The sequence below is a fragment of the Methylophilus glucosoxydans genome (assembly GCF_042676145.1).
In the GTDB taxonomy this organism is placed as follows: Bacteria; Pseudomonadota; Gammaproteobacteria; order Burkholderiales; family Methylophilaceae; genus Methylophilus; species Methylophilus glucosoxydans.
The window spans coordinates 313,164-330,401 of sequence record NZ_JBHTJW010000002.1 but is presented as its reverse complement, the minus strand read 5'-3'; the positions used below and the strand labels follow the sequence as shown (position 1 = coordinate 330,401).

Genomic DNA, 17,238 nt, shown 5'->3' with positions numbered 1-17,238 from the left:
CACATGCAACTGGTGATTGTGACTGGGCTCTCCGGCTCGGGTAAAACCATTGCCTTGCGCGTGTTTGAAGACAGCGGCTATTACTGCATTGATAACCTGCCGGCCACCTTGCTGCCGCATATCCAGAGCCATGTGGCCAACCGTGATGCGGCCAAAGTGGCGGTGAGTATTGATAGCCGCAGCATTGCGATTGAGTCTTTACCCGACATCCTGAAAACCCTCAAGAGCCAGGGCATTGCCGCGCATCTGCTGTTTCTGGATGCCAGCCTGGAGACGCTGGTCAAGCGTTTCTCTGAAACCCGGCGCAAACACCCGCTCAGCACGCCAGATCAAGCGCTGGCCGAGAGCATTAAACATGAGCGTGATTTGCTGTCTGGCCTGAATAATCTGGGCCACCATGTGGATACCAGCAACCTGTCATCCAATGCCTTGCGCAACCACACCCGGGACTGGATGCTGCAAATTGAACAAAGTTATTTGCCCGCCCGCTCGCATTCGCTGGTGCTGTCGTTTATCTCGTTTGGCTTTAAACATGGCATTCCACTCGATGCCGACTTTGTGTTTGACGTGCGCAGCCTGCCCAACCCGCATTACGATCCGATTTTGCGACCCTACAATGGCACGCAGGCGCCGATACAGCAGTTTTTGCAAAATGAAGCACAGGTGCTTGAAATGCAGCAAGACATTCAGCACTATATCGAAAAATGGCTACCAAGCTTTTATCACGACCATCGCAGCTATGTCACGGTAGGCATCGGCTGCACCGGGGGGCAACACCGTTCCGTCTATCTGGTGGAACAATTGGGGGCGTATTTCAAGCAACAGCATCAAGTCATGATTCGCCACCGCGAACTGCAGGATGCCGCCGCGATCGCTACCCCGTAACGAGACTCTGAAAGTACATTTATGATTGGTGTTTTGATTATTGCGCACGGTAGCCTGGGACCCAGCCTGATTGACTGCGCCACGCATGTGATGGGCAACCGCCCGGCACAGCTGGATTATCTGGAAATTTCAAAAAATGATGACCCGGCAACGGTACTGCCCAAGGCGCAGGCACTGGTGCAAAGCCTGGACAGTGGCCAGGGGGTGCTGGTGTTGTCAGATATTTATGGCGCAACCCCGTGCAACATCGTCACCAAACTGCTGACACCAGACGAGACCGAGGGGGTAGCTGGCGTGAACCTGCCCATGCTGGTGCGCGTGCTCAACTACCGTCACGAGGGTTTGCACTCCTGCATCCAGAAGGCCCTCAGCGGTGGCCGCGACGGCGTTGTCCACTTTACCAAAACCACTTGTCATCACGCACAATAACCACATAAAACATGGCCAAACTTTCTTTAGAAATCATCAATAAACTCGGCTTGCACGCACGCGCCTCCACCAAATTCACCCAAACTGCCAGCCAGTTCAAGAGCGAAGTCTGGGTGGAAAAGAATGGCCGTCGAGTCAATGCCAAAAGCATTATGGGCGTGATGATGCTGGCCGCCGCCAAGGGCAGCACCATTGACATTGAAGCCACCGGCCCGGATGAAGATCAGGCGCTGGCCGCACTCGAAGCACTGGTTAACGACTATTTTGGCGAGGGTGAATAATTGACCAGCTTTAGCATGCATGGCGTCGGGGTATCGAGTGGCATTGCCATCGGCCATGCACACCTGATTTCGCATGCCCTGCTCGAAGTCGTGCACTTCAAAATTGAGGCGTCTGCCATCGACGAGGAAATTGCCCGCTTTGAACGCGCCATCGGTCTGGTCAAGCACGACCTGGAACAGCTCAAAGCACAACTGCCCAAAAATGCCCCGGCTGAACTGAGTGCCTTTATCAATACCCACTTAGCCATGCTGACTGACAAATCATTGTCAGAAGCGCCTAAAGCCATTATCCGTAATGAGCTGTGCAACGCCGAATGGGCGCTCAAACAGCAAATGGATGATATCGTCGCCCAGTTTGACGCGATTGAAGACGCCTATTTGCGTGAGCGCAAGCAGGATGTGGTGCAGGTGGTCGAGCGTGTGATCAAGGTCTTGTTGGGCCGCGACCAACTCGCCGCCAGCGAGAAAAAACTGCAAGCCAGACAAGAGCGCGCCATGATTCTGGTGGCGCATGATGTCTCCCCGGCAGATGCCATCCAGTTCAAACATCACCAGTTTGCAGCCTTTATCACCGATGTCGGCGGTGTCACGTCGCATACGGCGATTCTGGCCCGCAGCCTGAATATTCCATCCATCGTTGCCTTGCAGCGCGCCCGTGACCTGATCAATGACGGCGAACTGATGATCGTCGATGGCAGCGAGGGCGTGGTCATTGTCAATCCTGACCCTGAGGTGCTGGCGGAATACCAACTCAAGCAAAACCAGTGGCAACTTGCCCAGCAAAAGCTGCAACGGATTAAAACGACCAAGGCCGTCACCGTGGATGGGGTGGCGATTGACTTGCTGGCCAATATTGAAGTGCCGGACGATGTGGTTGCTGCCAAAGCCTCGGGCGCCGTCGGCGTAGGCTTATACCGGACCGAGTTCCTGTTTATGAATCGCACCGAAATGCCCGATGAGCAGGAGCAGTTTGAAGCCTACAAACATGTGGCGGAGGCCATGAAAGGCCAGCCGGTCACCATCCGCACGCTGGATATTGGCGCCGACAAGCAACTGAACCCGGATGAAGTGGTAACGGCCATCAACCCGGCGCTGGGCTTACGTGCCGTGCGCTATTGCCTGGCCGAGCCGCATATTTTTCACAGCCAGTTCCGCGCCCTGTTGCGTGCCTCGCACTATGGCCAGGTGAAAATCCTGATTCCCATGCTGTCCAACCTGGCAGAACTGCGACAAACCAAACTGCTGTTCGCCCGTGCCAAAGAATCGCTGCGCCAGCAAGGCATCCCGTTTGACGAGCAAGTGCCTATCGGCGGCATGATCGAAGTACCGGCCGCCGCCATCAATGCTGACGCCTTTGCGCAGGAGCTGGACTTTTTGTCCATAGGCACCAATGACCTGATTCAATATACGCTGGCGATTGACCGTGCCGACGATGCGGTGGCGCATTTGTATAACCCTTTGCATCCAGCCGTCTTGCGCTTGATCCAGATGACGATTGCCGCCGCCGCCAAATATGACAAGCCGGTCTCTGTCTGCGGCGAAATGGCGGGTGACATCAAACTGACGCGCTTGCTGGTCGGCATGGGCATGCGTCAGCTATCCATGCATCCGGCGCATATCCTGAGCGTGAAGTCGCAAATCCTGCAGAGCGAAGAAAACGTGCTGGCCAAACAAGCCAGAAAAATTCTGTCTCTCAATGATCTGGAGAAAATTGACCCGCTGATTAAAAAATTAAATGGCGAAGTGCACTAACGCTGCACGGATGCCCTTGTATTAAACAAAACTCATCACCATCATCAATATATACAATGAGCCAAATGCGAACATTTGGCGAATAATACGCCTCTATCATCTATCGCATTCAACAAAGGATTTGCTGTGAGCACCAACCCATTACTTGCTTTTAGTGGCCTGCCCAAATTTAACGATATCCGTCCAGAGCACGTCTCACCCGCCATTGACCAGTTACTGGCAGAAGGCCGCGCCCTGGTAGAGCGCCTGGCTACTGCCAGCGAGACGCCCGACTGGCAAAACTTTGTGCAGCCGATTGAAGACTACTCAGAAAGACTGTCACGCAGCTGGGGACCGGTCGGGCACATGAATGCCGTGGTCAACACGCCAGAACTGCGTGAAGCCTATAATGAAAACCTGGCCAAACTGACCGATTTTTACAGCGACCTGTCACAGGATGAGCGCTTGTACGCCAAGTACAAAGCCATCCAGGCCAGCGCGGGTTACGCACAATTGAGCCGGGCACAACGCAAGATTATCGACAACGAAGTGCGTGGCTTCAAACTGGGCGGTGCCGAACTGCCGCCAGCCGAAAAAGTACGCTTCAAGGAAATCGCCGAACAACTGTCCAAACTGGGCAGCAAGTTTGAAGAAAATATCCTCGATACCACCAACGACTTCAAGCATCTGGTGACAGACGCAGCCGAACTCACAGGGCTGCCTGAAGACGCGCTGCAAGCGGCCGCCGAAGCCGCAAAAGCCGAGGAGAAAACCGGCTATCTGTTTACGCTGCACTTCCCGTCTTACATGCCGGTCATGCAATACTGCGACAACCGCGCCCTGCGTGAAACGCTCTATCGGGCCTATGCCACGCGCGCCTCAGAATTCAGTAAACCCGAATGGGATAACACCGCCCTGATCGCTGACCTGCTCACACTCAAGCAGGAAGAAGCGCAACTGTTAGGCTTTAAAAACTATGCTGAACTGTCGCTGGCGACCAAGATGGCAGATACGCCAGCACAGGTGATTGAATTTCTGGACACCCTGGCCAAGCGGGCCAAACCCTATGCCGAAAAAGACATGGCCGAACTCAAGGCCTATGCCGAAAAGCTGGGCTTTAGCGACATGCAGGCCTGGGATGTGTCCTACATCAGCGAAAAACTGCGCCAGGACAAATACGCGTTTTCCGATCAGGAAGTCAAACAATACTTCCCCGAAGACAAGGTGCTGGCAGGCCTGTTTAAAGTGGTGGAAACCATTTTTGGCGTGCAGGTGCGCAAAACCGATGCGCCGTTATGGCATAAGGATGCGGGTTTTTATGAGATCAGCGACCAGCAGCGCCAGCCGATTGCCTATTTCTATCTGGACTTGTATGCGCGGCAAGGCAAACGCGGGGGCGCCTGGATGGATGAGTGCATTACCCGCCGCAAAATTGCCAATGGCATAGAGCTGCCGGTTGCCTACCTGACCTGTAACTTCTCGGCACCCGTTGGCGACAAACCTGCGCTGTTCACCCATGACGAAGTGATCACGCTGTTCCATGAATTTGGTCACGGCCTGCACCACATGCTAACCCAGGTCGAGGAATACAGTGTTTCCGGCATTAAGGGCGTGGAATGGGACGCGGTCGAACTCCCCAGCCAGTTTATGGAAAACTTTTGCTGGGAATGGGACGTGCTGCGCCATATGACGGCGCATGTCGACACTGGTGAGCAACTGCCGCGCGCACTGTTCGACAAAATGGTCGCCGCCAAAAACTTCCAGGCCGGCATGCAAACCGTGCGCCAGATCGAGTTTTCATTGTTTGATATGCGTTTGCACAGCAGCTTTGACCCGGCAGGCAAGCAGACGGCACTCGACGTGCTCGAACAGGTGCGTGATGAAGTGGCCGTGTTGCGTCCGCCGAAATGGAACCGTTTCCCCAATAGCTTTAGCCATATTTTTGCAGGCGGTTATGCCGCAGGCTACTACAGCTACAAATGGGCAGAAGTGCTATCTGCGGATGCCTATAGCCTATTTGAAGAGCTGGGCGTGTTGTCTGCCGAGGCAGGCAGCCGCTTTAAAAACGAGGTGCTGGCACAAGGTGGCGCACGTCCGGCCATGGAGTCTTTTGTTGCCTTTAGAGGTCGCGAACCGAGTATGGATGCGTTGTTACGCCACAACGGCATGGCAAGTTAATCACTTTGTACATCTAGCCAAGTGTCTGACACTTGGCTTTTTTACACGCACCCGCTATGCTAGCCAGATCATTTTAAGGATTAAAAATGTCTCGTCTGCCCCTCTCTGTGTTACTGATTGCCTTGTTGCCGGCGGTGGCGTTTGCCGCCAAAGAAGAAGCAGATGATATTCAAGCCAAAACCGCGAATGGCGATGAAGTGGTGCTGCACGCTAATGGCTACTGGGAGTTTAAGGATGCCAAAAAAGCCGAGGAAGCCAAAGTCAAAGTCGAGCAATTTGAGCGGAGTAATAGCTGTCCCTTGGGTATGCGGCCCAGCTTTTTGGGCGTCGGTCGTTGCATCGCGTTTGACGATCCCATCCTCAAGCGGGGTTCACTGAGCGGCAAGGGCCGCTAATTTGCGGCCACGCGAACCTCAGACAAGCACTAAAACAGGGCAGCCATCGCTGCCCTGTGTCATTTTCAAATATCCCGCGCACAGCCCGTGCAGTGCACGGGCCGCAAGCGCAAGCCATTGTGCGCAATATTTAGCCAACGTCCCCCAGCAGGAACGCCACTTGCTTATTTCAGGTTTTAGATGCATTGATGGAGCCTCATGATTAATTCTCTCGATTTTGCCCGCCACGGCGACAAACAAAACTCCGCCTTTTTTGAAGAGTATTTGCAAAAGCTGCTCGAAGAGCGCGACCAGCTCGGGCTGACCGACATGATTCAGGAAATCGATGCGCTGATGATTACGGTAGACCCTGATCATTCGATCCAGTACATCGCCGAACTGTCTTTAATGACCTCTTACCATTATCTGGTGACACTGGAGAGTGAGAAGCACTGGACGCATATTCTGCGCATAGACCTCGACTCGCCGGATTTACTGGTCCGAGAGGTGAAAGACCCTAACTTAAGGGGGATTTTCCGCGCACTCAACGAGATCTATCCTGTTGGGGCGCGCAAACCAAATAGCCGCTACATGGGTGAAATCATCCGCGTTACCAATATGCACGAGGTGGTGAAGTTACAGGAAGAACGCGAATTCCGCTTTTTTACCCAGGACGAAGTGCGCAAACTGGAATTGCCGGGCAATGTGGCGATCAGCAAACCTTCGCCCTACACGCATAATATCGTTGGCTATATGAAACGCGAGCCGGATGAATTACGCGTGTATGCGCTTGGTATCAGTACCATCCGCGCCGATGTGCAAGCCGCGTATGAAGAGGCTAAAAACCTTCAGGCCAAGCTGCGCATAGACGATTTGATTTTGCCAGTGGATCACCTGGCCACCCGCGTTTATAGCCAAAACCGTGAGGTGGCGATTCTCGAATACCTGTCTTGGTCTAGCTACTTTTTCTGGGGCGCCTATAACATCTGGGATCAGAACTCCTCCACCAATGTCACCAAGAGCGTGCATGGGTTCCCCGAAACCAAGAGCCCGGCCAAAGTGTTTACCGCTAACAATACGCCTTATTTTGTGAACCACCTGGAAAAACTGCCCTCGCCGACCGAGACCTTTGTGCGTAACTACGGCCCGCGCTTGCACCATATTGCCTTGTCGGTCAAAGATGGCACCCGGGACGGTAAGGAAAACATTGAGTTTGTCGTCGATGCCATTGCCAGCCAGGGCAAAGGCTTTCTGCTTGATGTGATTGGCTCCAAGGAAGAAGGCCTGAAACAGATTTTCTCCAATGCCTCGGAACATTCCTCGCTGATTATTGAATACGTACAACGCTATGACGGCTTTGACGGCTTTTTCACCCGGGATAATGTGGCCAAGCTAACCGAAGCCGCCGGGGTGGAAGAAGGCGTGCTGGAGCAACAGGCAAGATTGAGTCAGCGCGCTGGGAAATAACGGACGTGCACAGGTTGATCTATACTTAGGCTCTTTACTCTCAGGCCCAGGCCTAGACCAGGGATTTTGTATGGATCACGCATTCTGGCACAGTCGCTGGCAAAACCAGCAAATTGGCTTTCATCTCGACCAAGCCAACCCGCTGCTGGTCAGCCACTTTCATCATTTGGCATTAACGGCCGGGCAGTGTATTTTTGTGCCCTTGTGCGGAAAATCGCTGGATATCCCCTGGCTGTTAGACCAAGGGCTACAAGTGGTGGGCATAGAACTGAGCCCACTCGCGGTGAAAGCGTTGTTCCAAGAGCTGGCGCTGACGCCAGAAGTAGAAGAGATGGGGGCGATCACCTGTTACCGTGCCGGGCCACTGACTGTGTTTAATGGCGACTTTTTTGCCCTCAGCCAGACACAACTGAAGCAGGCGCAAGTAGGTCAGATAGATGCAGCCTATGACCGCGCCGCACTGGTGGCCCTGCCCGCTGACATGCGCCCACGCTACAGCCAGCATTTGACCGCCTTGACCGCACACGCCAAACAATTGCTGGTGAGTTTTGACTATGACCAATCACTACAAGCCGGACCACCGTTTAGTGTCGATTCCCAAGCAGTGCAACAACTGTACGGCAAGGACTTTAAATTAAGCCTGTTGGCCGATGTGCCGCTGGCGGGTGGCCTTAAGGGCAAATGCCCGGCACAAGAACAAGTCTGGTTGTTGCAGGCCTTATCGTAAAATGCTGCTAATGATTGAATAATTAAATATCAAGACATACTAAAGTAATATGAGTCTTTGGCGAACCTCCAGATTGTATGTACTACCATTTTTATGTTTTTTTTCTTTCATCCTACATGCAGAAGAGGATAGTAACTGGTGTAATACTGCCAATACAGATTATGTTATTGAATGGGATGTAACAAACTCAAAAGATTTATTCGAAAGAACTTTGCTGGTAAAAAATAAATCATCCGGCAATATTTTTGCCACTTTAAATGGTGAAGCTAGTCCCACTCCGGAAATTAGCCAGAGTTTTTATCTTGATGATTATAACTTTGATGGATGCCAAGATATTTCATGGGTAAGCGGAATGAATGCAAGAGGCGATGTCACTTATACGGTTTTTTTATACAGTCAACCCACCCGCAAATTTATTTATTCTGACGACCTGTCAGCAATATCCAATCTGAAAATTAGCCAACAGCCTAATTGCTTGTCTGAATCTGAGGCGAATACCTATGAAGACTTTTATGGTGGCACTAGCTCAACTTATTGTTGGATCAAAGGTAAACTTGTGGAGACAGAACGCTCTGAATTATCACTAGACTCTGAACACAAATGCGCAAAATTTCGACAATTTAGGGTTAATAATGATGGTTTTTTAAGTCTCACCGGGGAGTCTTGTGAGCGTTTTGTGCCCTAGCTGATTCGAAAGCTTCACGTCAAACAATTTATGAACGTCTCGTGATTCTGATGCCAGTGCAGCAAGCTTTCCACCACATGAAACGCCTGTGCCCGCACCAGGTCGCCCGGCTGTTTTAAATCCGGCACCACAATCACGCGCAAGCCTGCAGCAATAGCGGCTTGTGCGCCGAGCTCACTGTCTTCAAACGCAATGCATTCGTCCGCTTGCAAGCCCAGTTTTTCCAGGGCCAGCAGGTAGATGTCCGGGTTGGGCTTGCCGCGCTGCACCTCCTGGCCACTAGTGACGTGGTCAAAGTAATCCAGCACGCCCGTATGGCTCAGACGGTGGGTAATATGCGGGATGGGGGAAGAAGAAGCGACACTGCAGGTGATGCCTGCGTCACGGTAAAACTGTAATAGCTCAAGCACACCCGTTTTGAGCGGGAACACATGGTTGCGTGCATCAAGATAGGTGTTCAGGCCAGCAATCACCTGCTGCATATGATGTTCGCCGTTGAGTTGCTCTGCCATGATCCGGCTGGAGTCTGACCAGATCCGCCCCACCAGTTGCACATATTGCTGCTCGGTATAGGTAATGCCTATGCTGGCGGCGGCTTCAATACAACCTTGCATGATGATACGTTCAGAATCGATCAGCAGACCGTCCATGTCAAAAATTGCGGCTTTAATCACTGGCAAACCCGTTAGGCGAACAAAGCGTTATTTTATCGCGACTAACACAACATCCAACAAACAATTACAGAGTACCAATTTGTCACAATACTCTTAATGATCTCACCACATGCTGCAACTCACCATGCATATAGTTAGCAGCAGAATATAATCTATTACTACTAGATGATGGGAAAAGCTATGAAACTATATAAATACAGAAAGTTACCAGATCCCAAGAAAGTAACAATTCATCAACTTCTATCAGAATCACATGACTTATCGAACTTATTTGAAAGACAAGGTTGGCTATCATCTAGAGCAGAGTTCAATGATCCTTTTGACTCGCATATAAATCTATTGAAACCTTCTGTCAGAGAACTTAGATCCTTGTATACACAGCTGTCTGGCAAGAATAAGCGCTTGGTGAAGTCTTGGTACGCTGATGGCCATTTGACCGAAACCTTCCATCACGAATGGATCGTTAGAACTCAATCGTTTTCTGAAATGATTGATACATATCCCATGTACTGCTTTGCAAAAGAACCCAATAACAACATTCTTTGGTCACATTACTCAAATAACCACTCTGGATTTTGTATCGAATTTGAGCATCCAGCATTTGAATACTGTGAGGTGAAATATCAACAAAAGCTACCTGAAGTTTCTGGGATAGAATTTTTAAAAGTGGAGTTTGACATGCCCTCTAATATAGGCGAGCTCATTCTTTCAGGCTTATCAACTAAGCTCGACCATTGGCAAGTTGAACAAGAGCTGCGCCACTTTAGCAAGAGCAGACTCAAAAAACATCAAAAAGGAATACTAATTGATTATCCTGAAGGTTCTATCACCGGAATCATTTTTGGAGAAAAAACAGAGCCTGAGTACCGTAAATTTATTATGAAAAACATTCCATATAAAGTCAGCTTCAAAGAAGCAAGAATTGATAGGAAAAATTCTTTAATACAGATAGAAAATATTAATTAACTATCAATGCTTCTTACTTTATTTTTGGATATCACGCTTGCTCGGCGTAGGCCAACGGCGTGACGGTGACACTGACCTTGAGTTGTTGCTGACCGCCACCCAGCACCACGCCACGCATAGGTGAGACATCACCAAAATCGCGGCCCCAGGCCACGGTAATGTGCTCTTGCTGGACCAGACAATTATTGGTCGGATCAAAGTCTACCCAGCCATAGACTGGGCAATAGACAGACACCCAGGCGTGCGATGCATCGGCGCCGACCAGGCGCGGCTGGCCTGCGGGTGGATGGGTAAGGATATAACCGCTGACATAACGGCAGGACAAGCCGATAGAGCGTAGCGCGCCTATCATCAGATGAGCAAAGTCCTGGCAAACGCCGCGGCGGCCTTTGAGCACCGTATCCAGAGGGGTGGAGACATCGGTGGCTTGTGGATCAAATTCAAACTCGGTATAAATTTTTTGCGTCAGCGCCATGGCGGCTTCCAGCAGCGGTCGCTGCGGGGTAAAGCAGCTCAGGGCGAAACTGGCCAGCGCTTCGCTACAGGTCACGCGCCTGGTGGCATACACATAAGGCGCAGCATCCAGGTGGTGTGTGTCCTGATCTTTTAACAAAGTCTGCACCTGCTCCCAGGGCGGGCTTTGCACAAGCTCACCCATCTTTGGCCGTGGCTGGATATCGACCTGGAATCTGGAAGTGACTTCGAGTGACTGGTGCGGTGTCAGTAGCGTGAAGTAGTCATTGTGATTGCCGAAGAAATCCAGCCGCCGCGACTGTTCCGCCGGCTGCGGCTCGCAGGCCAGCGTATAAGAAACGCATTGCTGAAATGCGGTTTGCCGGGGCATTAAATGCAGTAATTGCTGCGATTGAATCACAGGCACATCGTAGCGATAAATGGTTTGGTGTTCGACCTGATAGCGCATGCGGGTCCTTAATGCCCAGAGATGACGACCGGACTGGCATAGCTGAAAAAGCGCAGGCTGAGGCGGTCAGACAGCGTTAAAGTCACCTCGTAGGTGTGATTGAGCCAGGCTGACAACTCTGGACTGCCTTGCATAAAGCAGGTGTCCGGGTCCAGTTGCAGCAAGGCTTGCCAGCAGGCTTTCAGCTCGGCGGCAATGCCGCCTGCATTATCATGGGCATCCATTTCTTCGAGATATTTCACCAAACCCTTGATTTGAAAAACAATGGCATTGGGATTATTGCCATCCATCAACAGTAAATCCAGCACAGGCAACCATTCGGGTTGCGAGGCGTAGCGGGCTCGGTAAGTGACCAGGTTATTGGTCACTTGTAGCAACCACTCAAGATTACTATGTTGTGGCATTTGCAAGGCACGGCTTAATAACACACACATAAACTGCAAGCGCTCAATCCGCCGTCCGAGCGACATAAACCGCCAGCCCAGATCACGCGTCATCCAGTCCATGGCAAAGCCGGTCAAGGTGACAAAATGATTCACGGCCTGCTCGATATACGACATCGCATCCTGCAAGGTGGCATGCGCGTGCCGGGTAATAAACTGCCGTGACAATACGTTCACGGTCCGCCAGTGGTCATTGGAGATGCGCTCACGCAGGTTGAACGCCTGTTGATACAACTGCTGCACGCTGGTGGCCAGACTGCCGGACTGCTGCGAGAACACGGCCTGTACCAGCAACGGCTCAATATCATCATCACTGTAAGGTTGCCATTTCGCCCATTCTTCATCATCTTTAGGCGAGGGCAACAGGTCAAACCACTGACACAAGCCCTGCATGGTCGGCCACTCGCCTTCGCGCGATTCTGGTGTGTATTCAAGCAAGGCACGCAAGGTGGCGCGTAACATCATGGCTTTTTGCAGGTTGCGCACTGAATAGCGGCCATACCAGAACATGTTTTCTGCCATACGGCTGGAGAGCGAGGTATTTTCACGCACCAGGTCCTGACTGGAGGTGGTTTTGCGCAACAAACTGAACGCCGACTGTGTAAACTCCGAAAGCACCCAGGTGTCTTTGCTGGTGCCGCCACGCTGCATGGTCACCACGCGGCTATCTTTGCCGCTGGCGACGCGGGAAAGCCCGCCTGGCATCACCGCATAGCCATTGGGGGTGGCAAAGGCATAGACACGCAAACTCACCGCCAAGCTGCCCATTTGTGGCTGGTGATGATGATTGCTCAGCACAGGCGCATGTGAAATATCCACTTGCTCCTGGGCAATATAATGGCCGGGCTGCGCACGCAGTCTGGCAATCAGCGCTTCTTTTTGCGTGGCATTGAGATCCTCACCAAAAATGGGCGAAGATTGCATTTGCGGGTAAGCCGGTTTGATCACCAGATCATCCAGATGCTGGATCACATATTCAAGCGCCGCAGATTCACCACACCACCAGGTCGCTACCGAAGGCATGTGCAACGACTCACCTAGCAGCGACTGGCACAAGTTGGGCAAAAAGCCCAGCAAAGCCCCAGATTGCAACAAGTTGGCGCCCAGCGCATTGGCAATCAGCACATTGCCCAGTCGGGCGGCCTGGGTCAACCCGGCCACGCCTAACAGCGACTCGGCGTTGAGTTCCAGCGGGTCACAATAATCATCGTCAATGCGGCGCAAAATGGCGTGCACAGGCTTGAGCCCGGCGATGGTTTTGAGCCAGACCACGCCGTTGCGCACCGTCAGGTCGTTGCCTTGCACCAGAGGATAGCCCAGATAACCAGCTAAAAATGACTGCTCGTGGTAGGTTTCGTTATACGGTCCCGGCGTCAAAATCACCACCAGTGGCGGCTCCCCCTGACTCAGTGGCGCGATGCCAGGAACAGTCTGTGCCTGATTTTGTGCAACGCGGTGCCCCCAATGTGCCAGACTGTCACGCATGCTGGCAAAAAAGCCGCTCAAGCGCTCAATATTGAGGTCGCGGAACATTTCGGGGAACACACTGGAAATAATGGTGCGGTTTTCCAGCGCATAGCCAGCCCCGGTGGGCGACTGGGTCCGGTCAGACACCACCCACCACTGCCCGTTGGGCGAGCGCGCAATATCCACGGCATAGTTATGCAGGGCAATATTGTCGTAATGCGGGATGCCGACACAAGAAGGCAAAAAGCCGTTATGGCCGTAAATCAGCGCCGGCGGCAGTTGACCACTGGCAAACAGGCGCTGTTCACCATATACGTCCAGTAACACCTGATTGAGCAAGGTGGCCCGCTGCGCCACGGCAGCAGCGATATGCTGCCACTCGTGCGAGGGAATAATCAGCGGCAAGACATCCAGATCCCAGGGCCGCTGCACGCCATGCGTGTCTGCATAGACGTTATACGTCACGCCATTATCACGAATCTGGCGTTGCACAGCCTCCATGCGCTTGCGCATGACGGCAGGCTCTTCACTCTCCAGCTGAGAAACCAGGGCCTGCCAGTGCGGACGTGGCTGGCCCCTGCCATCCAACAGTTCGTTATAGCGGTCAGAAAAATAAAGTTGATTAAGCACTGGTTGCATGCGTGGTTAAGCGAGGATCATGGTGCGACTCAAACGCGCGGCCTCTTAAACAAGACCTTGAGTGTAACAGGATGTTCACACATTCGGCTGCCATCGCAGGTCCAGCGTAAATGGAAAACGTGGATTCGGTGGTTCTTTTACCACAGTCACCTTGCCCGCCGTATGGCCATGCGCCCAGAATCGTGCAAAACGCCGTGCCTCAGCTTCATTGGCATTCACCGGGAACGTATTGTAATTGCGCCCCCCTGGGTGCGAGACATGGTAGGTGCATCCTCCCAGGGACTTTTCACTCCAGGTATCCACCAGATCAAACACCAGCGGCGCTTGCACCGGAATGGTCGGATGCAGCGCTGACCACGGACTCCAGGCACGGAAGCGGATGCCAGCCACATATTCCCCGGCATGGCCGGTTGGTTGCAGCGGCAAGGGTCGGCCATTACAGGTCACCACATGGCGGCCATCGGTCAGGCCCCGCACACGCAACTGCATGCGCTCGACGGAAGAGTCCACGTAACGCGCGGTGCCACCACCCGCCATTTCTTCACCCAGTACATTCCAAGGCTCTATGGCCTGGCGCAATTCCAACTCCACGCCATGATAGGCCGCGGTGCCATAGCGCGGAAAACGGAACTCGACAAAGGGCTCAAACCAGCGCTGTTCAAAGGCATAACCTGCATCGCGCAAATCGGCCACGACATCGGCGATGTCTTGCGTCACGAAGTGCGGCAACATCCAGCGGTCATGCAGCTCGGTGCCCCAGTGCACCAGTTTGCCGGTATATGGCGTTTTCCAGAAGCGGGCCACCAGCGCACGCAGTAACAGGCTTTGCAGCAAACTCATGCGCGCATGCGGCGGCATTTCAAAAGCACGGAATTCCACCAGCCCGAGGCGGCCAGTCGGGCCATCCGGCGAATAGAGTTTGTCGATGGAAAACTCCGAGCGGTGCGTGTTACCGGTTAAATCCACCAGCAAATTGCGCAGTAGCCGGTCAACCAGCCACGGCTGCTCGCTTTCTTTGCCTGCGGGTAAGGCTTGTTCCATCTGCTGAAAAGCAATCGCCAACTCATACAAATTGTCATCTCTGGCCTCATCCACGCGCGGTGCCTGACTGGTCGGGCCAATAAAGGTCCCTGAAAACAGATAAGACAAGGCGGGGTGATTTTGCCAGTAGGTAATCAGGCTACGTAATACATCCGGGCGCCGCAACATGGGGCTATCCGCCGGCGTTTCCCCACCCAGCGTGACATGGTTACCGCCACCGGTGCCGGTGTGGCGGCCGTCCAGCATGAATTTCTCAGTGCCGAGCCGACACAGACGCGCCTCGTCGTACAAGACGTTGATGTTTGTCACCAGCTCTTTCCAGGTTTTCGCCGGGTGGATATTCACTTCGATGACGCCGGGGTCCGGCGTCACGCTGAGCAACTTGAGCCTGCTGTCGCGCGGCGGGGGATACCCTTCCAGCCACAGCTTGAGTTTCAAATCGGCCGTAGTTTGCTCAATGGCACTTAGTAAATCCAGATAGTCTTCCAGTCGGCTGACTGGCGGCATAAACACATACAGCCGGCCATTGCGCACCTGTACGCATAATGCGGTATGGACCACTTCCCGGGCCAGCGGCTGCACTGTTTTGTGCTTGATCCGCACCGTGGGTGATTTGGCGGTCGCCAACGCTGCCTGTGGCTCAAACGGGTCCAGGGGAAATTCTGGCTCCATCTCTGCAGGCAACTGCCATGGCAGCGAGGACAAGGGCAAGCGCAAGCCCATGGGCGAGTCACCACCCAGCAGATACAAATGTTCGCGGCGCAACGGCCACTTGCTGGTCAGCCATGCCCCGGCAGACTGGCTCTCGTCCGGCTTGAGCGGCATAACATAACCAACCACTTGCCCCAAGCCCTGGTTGAGCAAATCTGCCAGCCGTTTGCGCTCTGTAGCATCCTGCAAATCCAGCTTGAGCGGATCGAGATTCACCGGTAACTGCTGCTCTTGTTGCGCGAGACTCATCACATCTTCATATGCGGCAATCACACAAGCTTTGGGAAAGCCCAACATGTCGGCCAGATGCCGGGAAAAAGCTTCTGCCTGCGCTACGCCATAGCCGTCATTATGACCTTCGGCTGAAAACAGGCTGGCATCGCGCCACACCGGCTTGCCATCCGGGCGCCAGTAAATATTGATGGCCCAGCGCGGCAAAGGCTCACCGGGATACCACTTGCCCTGGCCATAATGCAAAAAGCCATCCGGGGCAAAGTGCGCTTTCAGACGCAAAGCCAGGTCACCGGCCAGCTGGCGCTTGTGATCTCCCAGTGCAAGAGTGTTCCATTGTGCGCCATCCATATCATCAATCGACACAAAAGTCGGTTCGCCGCCTTGCGTCAGCCGCACATCGTGCTTCTTGAGCTCAACATCCACCTTGTCACCCAGCTTGAGGATGGCCTGCCAGTCCGCTTCGCTGTAAGGCTTGGTCACGCGCGGGTCTTCGTGAATGCGCGTTACTGTCATCTCATGCGTGAACGTGACCTCGGCGATATCGGTAAAGCCAGTCACTGGCGCTGCCGAGGAAGGAATCGCCGTACACGCCAACGGAATATGCCCCTCTCCGGCCATCAGTCCAGAGGTAGGATCTAACCCAACCCATCCTGCGCCGGGGATAAACACCTCGGTCCAGGCATGCAAATCGGTAAAATCCTTGTCGGTGCCACTGGGGCCATCCAGCGCCGCAACGTCGGCCTTGAGCTGAATCAGGTAGCCGGAAACAAAGCGTGCGGCCAAGCCCAGGTGGCGCATAATTTGCACCAGCAACCAGGCGGAGTCCCGGCAAGACCCTGTGCGCTTCTGCAGAGACTCTTCCGGGGTTTGTATGCCCGGCTCCATGCGCACGGTATAGCCGATTTCAGCCTGCAAACGCTGATTGACGGCCACCAGAAAGTCGACAATGCCGACTTCGGGTTTGATCACGGCTTGCCGCATTTCCGTCATCCACGCCTGCAACAAGGGCCCGACCGGATCGGGCTGCAAATAGGCGGTCAGCTCGAACGCCTGCTGCGCGGTATAGTTAAAGGGGTAATGCTCGGCATATTTCTCGACAAAAAAATCAAACGGATTGATGACGGTCATATCTGCCACCAAATCGACCGTAAAGTCGAGCTCACGCACCATTTCGGGGAATACGTAACGGGCAATGTAGTTGCCGTAGGGGTCTTGCTGCCAGTTGATAAAATGCTGCTGAGGATTAACCGTCAGAGAATACGACAAAATCGGCGTGCGCGCGTGGGCAGCGGGCTTGAGGCGGACTTCGTGTGGCGAAAGATTGACCAGGCGGTCAAATTGATAGCGGGTGCGGTGATGTAAAGCGACGCGTATAGCCACTGCT

General features: G+C 53.3%; 14 protein-coding genes. 10 read left to right on the top strand and 4 right to left on the bottom strand.

Translation table 11 applies throughout. The features are described from left to right. Nucleotides 1-3: 3 nt before the first annotated feature. The 9 genes from rapZ to ACFQ1T_RS04030 all read left to right on the top strand — a co-directional run bounded on the left by rapZ (nucleotide 4) and on the right by ACFQ1T_RS04030 (nucleotide 8,757). Nucleotides 4-885, top strand: coding sequence for an RNase adapter RapZ (rapZ, locus tag ACFQ1T_RS04070; protein ID WP_338655754.1), 882 nt, complete (start codon nucleotides 4-6; stop codon nucleotides 883-885). Nucleotides 886-906: 21 nt separating this feature from the next. Further along, nucleotides 907-1,314 carry a PTS sugar transporter subunit IIA gene (locus ACFQ1T_RS04065; RefSeq protein ID WP_194748958.1) on the top strand — a complete coding sequence of 136 codons (408 nt, stop codon included), beginning with the start codon at nucleotides 907-909 and terminating at the stop codon, nucleotides 1,312-1,314. 11 nt (nucleotides 1,315-1,325) lie between these two features. Further along, nucleotides 1,326-1,595: an HPr family phosphocarrier protein gene (locus ACFQ1T_RS04060; protein WP_275357897.1), complete on the top strand. Its 270-nt coding sequence runs from the start codon at nucleotides 1,326-1,328 to the stop codon at nucleotides 1,593-1,595. Further along, nucleotides 1,596-3,347, top strand: coding sequence for a phosphoenolpyruvate--protein phosphotransferase (gene ptsP, locus ACFQ1T_RS04055; RefSeq protein ID WP_313984942.1), 1,752 nt, complete (start codon nucleotides 1,596-1,598; stop codon nucleotides 3,345-3,347). It begins immediately after the preceding gene. A 126-nt stretch (nucleotides 3,348-3,473) separates the two neighbouring features. Further along, entirely contained in the window at nucleotides 3,474-5,504 is a 2,031-nt protein-coding gene (locus tag ACFQ1T_RS04050; RefSeq protein ID WP_379074129.1) for a M3 family metallopeptidase, read from the top strand. Nucleotides 5,505-5,590: 86 nt separating this feature from the next. Next, on the top strand, nucleotides 5,591-5,899 hold the full coding sequence (locus tag ACFQ1T_RS04045; RefSeq protein WP_379074127.1) for a hypothetical protein: 309 nt from the start codon (nucleotides 5,591-5,593) through the stop codon (nucleotides 5,897-5,899). 198 nt (nucleotides 5,900-6,097) lie between these two features. Next, the gene (locus ACFQ1T_RS04040) at nucleotides 6,098-7,345 is read left to right on the top strand and encodes a hypothetical protein (protein WP_379074125.1); all 1,248 of its coding nucleotides are present in this window, start codon (nucleotides 6,098-6,100) and stop codon (nucleotides 7,343-7,345) included. 70 nt (nucleotides 7,346-7,415) lie between these two features. Beyond that, nucleotides 7,416-8,072 carry a thiopurine S-methyltransferase gene (gene tmpT / locus ACFQ1T_RS04035; protein WP_379074123.1) on the top strand — a complete coding sequence of 219 codons (657 nt, stop codon included), beginning with the start codon at nucleotides 7,416-7,418 and terminating at the stop codon, nucleotides 8,070-8,072. 73 nt (nucleotides 8,073-8,145) lie between these two features. Then, a complete protein-coding gene (locus ACFQ1T_RS04030; protein ID WP_379074121.1) occupies nucleotides 8,146-8,757 on the top strand; it encodes an XAC2610-related protein in 612 nt (203 codons plus the stop codon). A 14-nt stretch (nucleotides 8,758-8,771) separates the two neighbouring features. Here the strand turns inward: ACFQ1T_RS04030 and ACFQ1T_RS04025 are convergent, their stop codons facing one another. Beyond that, a complete protein-coding gene (locus ACFQ1T_RS04025) occupies nucleotides 8,772-9,431 on the bottom strand; it encodes an HAD family hydrolase (RefSeq protein WP_379074119.1) in 660 nt (219 codons plus the stop codon). Between the two features lie 180 nt (nucleotides 9,432-9,611). Here ACFQ1T_RS04025 and ACFQ1T_RS04020 point away from each other — a divergent pair, with 180 nt between their 5' ends. Continuing rightward, nucleotides 9,612-10,397, top strand: coding sequence for a DUF2971 domain-containing protein (locus ACFQ1T_RS04020; RefSeq protein ID WP_379074117.1), 786 nt, complete (start codon nucleotides 9,612-9,614; stop codon nucleotides 10,395-10,397). Nucleotides 10,398-10,428: 31 nt separating this feature from the next. Here the strand turns inward: ACFQ1T_RS04020 and ACFQ1T_RS04015 are convergent, their stop codons facing one another. From ACFQ1T_RS04015 to ACFQ1T_RS04005, 3 genes are all read right to left on the bottom strand, one after another. Further along, nucleotides 10,429-11,319 (bottom strand): transglutaminase family protein, encoded by an 891-nt coding sequence (locus ACFQ1T_RS04015; protein ID WP_379074115.1) that lies wholly within the window; start codon nucleotides 11,317-11,319, stop codon nucleotides 10,429-10,431. 8 nt (nucleotides 11,320-11,327) lie between these two features. Further along, nucleotides 11,328-13,868 (bottom strand): circularly permuted type 2 ATP-grasp protein, encoded by a 2,541-nt coding sequence (locus ACFQ1T_RS04010; RefSeq protein ID WP_379074113.1) that lies wholly within the window; start codon nucleotides 13,866-13,868, stop codon nucleotides 11,328-11,330. Nucleotides 13,869-13,943: 75 nt separating this feature from the next. Continuing rightward, the gene (locus ACFQ1T_RS04005) at nucleotides 13,944-17,234 is read right to left on the bottom strand and encodes a transglutaminase family protein (RefSeq protein WP_379074111.1); all 3,291 of its coding nucleotides are present in this window, start codon (nucleotides 17,232-17,234) and stop codon (nucleotides 13,944-13,946) included. Nucleotides 17,235-17,238 lie beyond the last annotated feature (4 nt).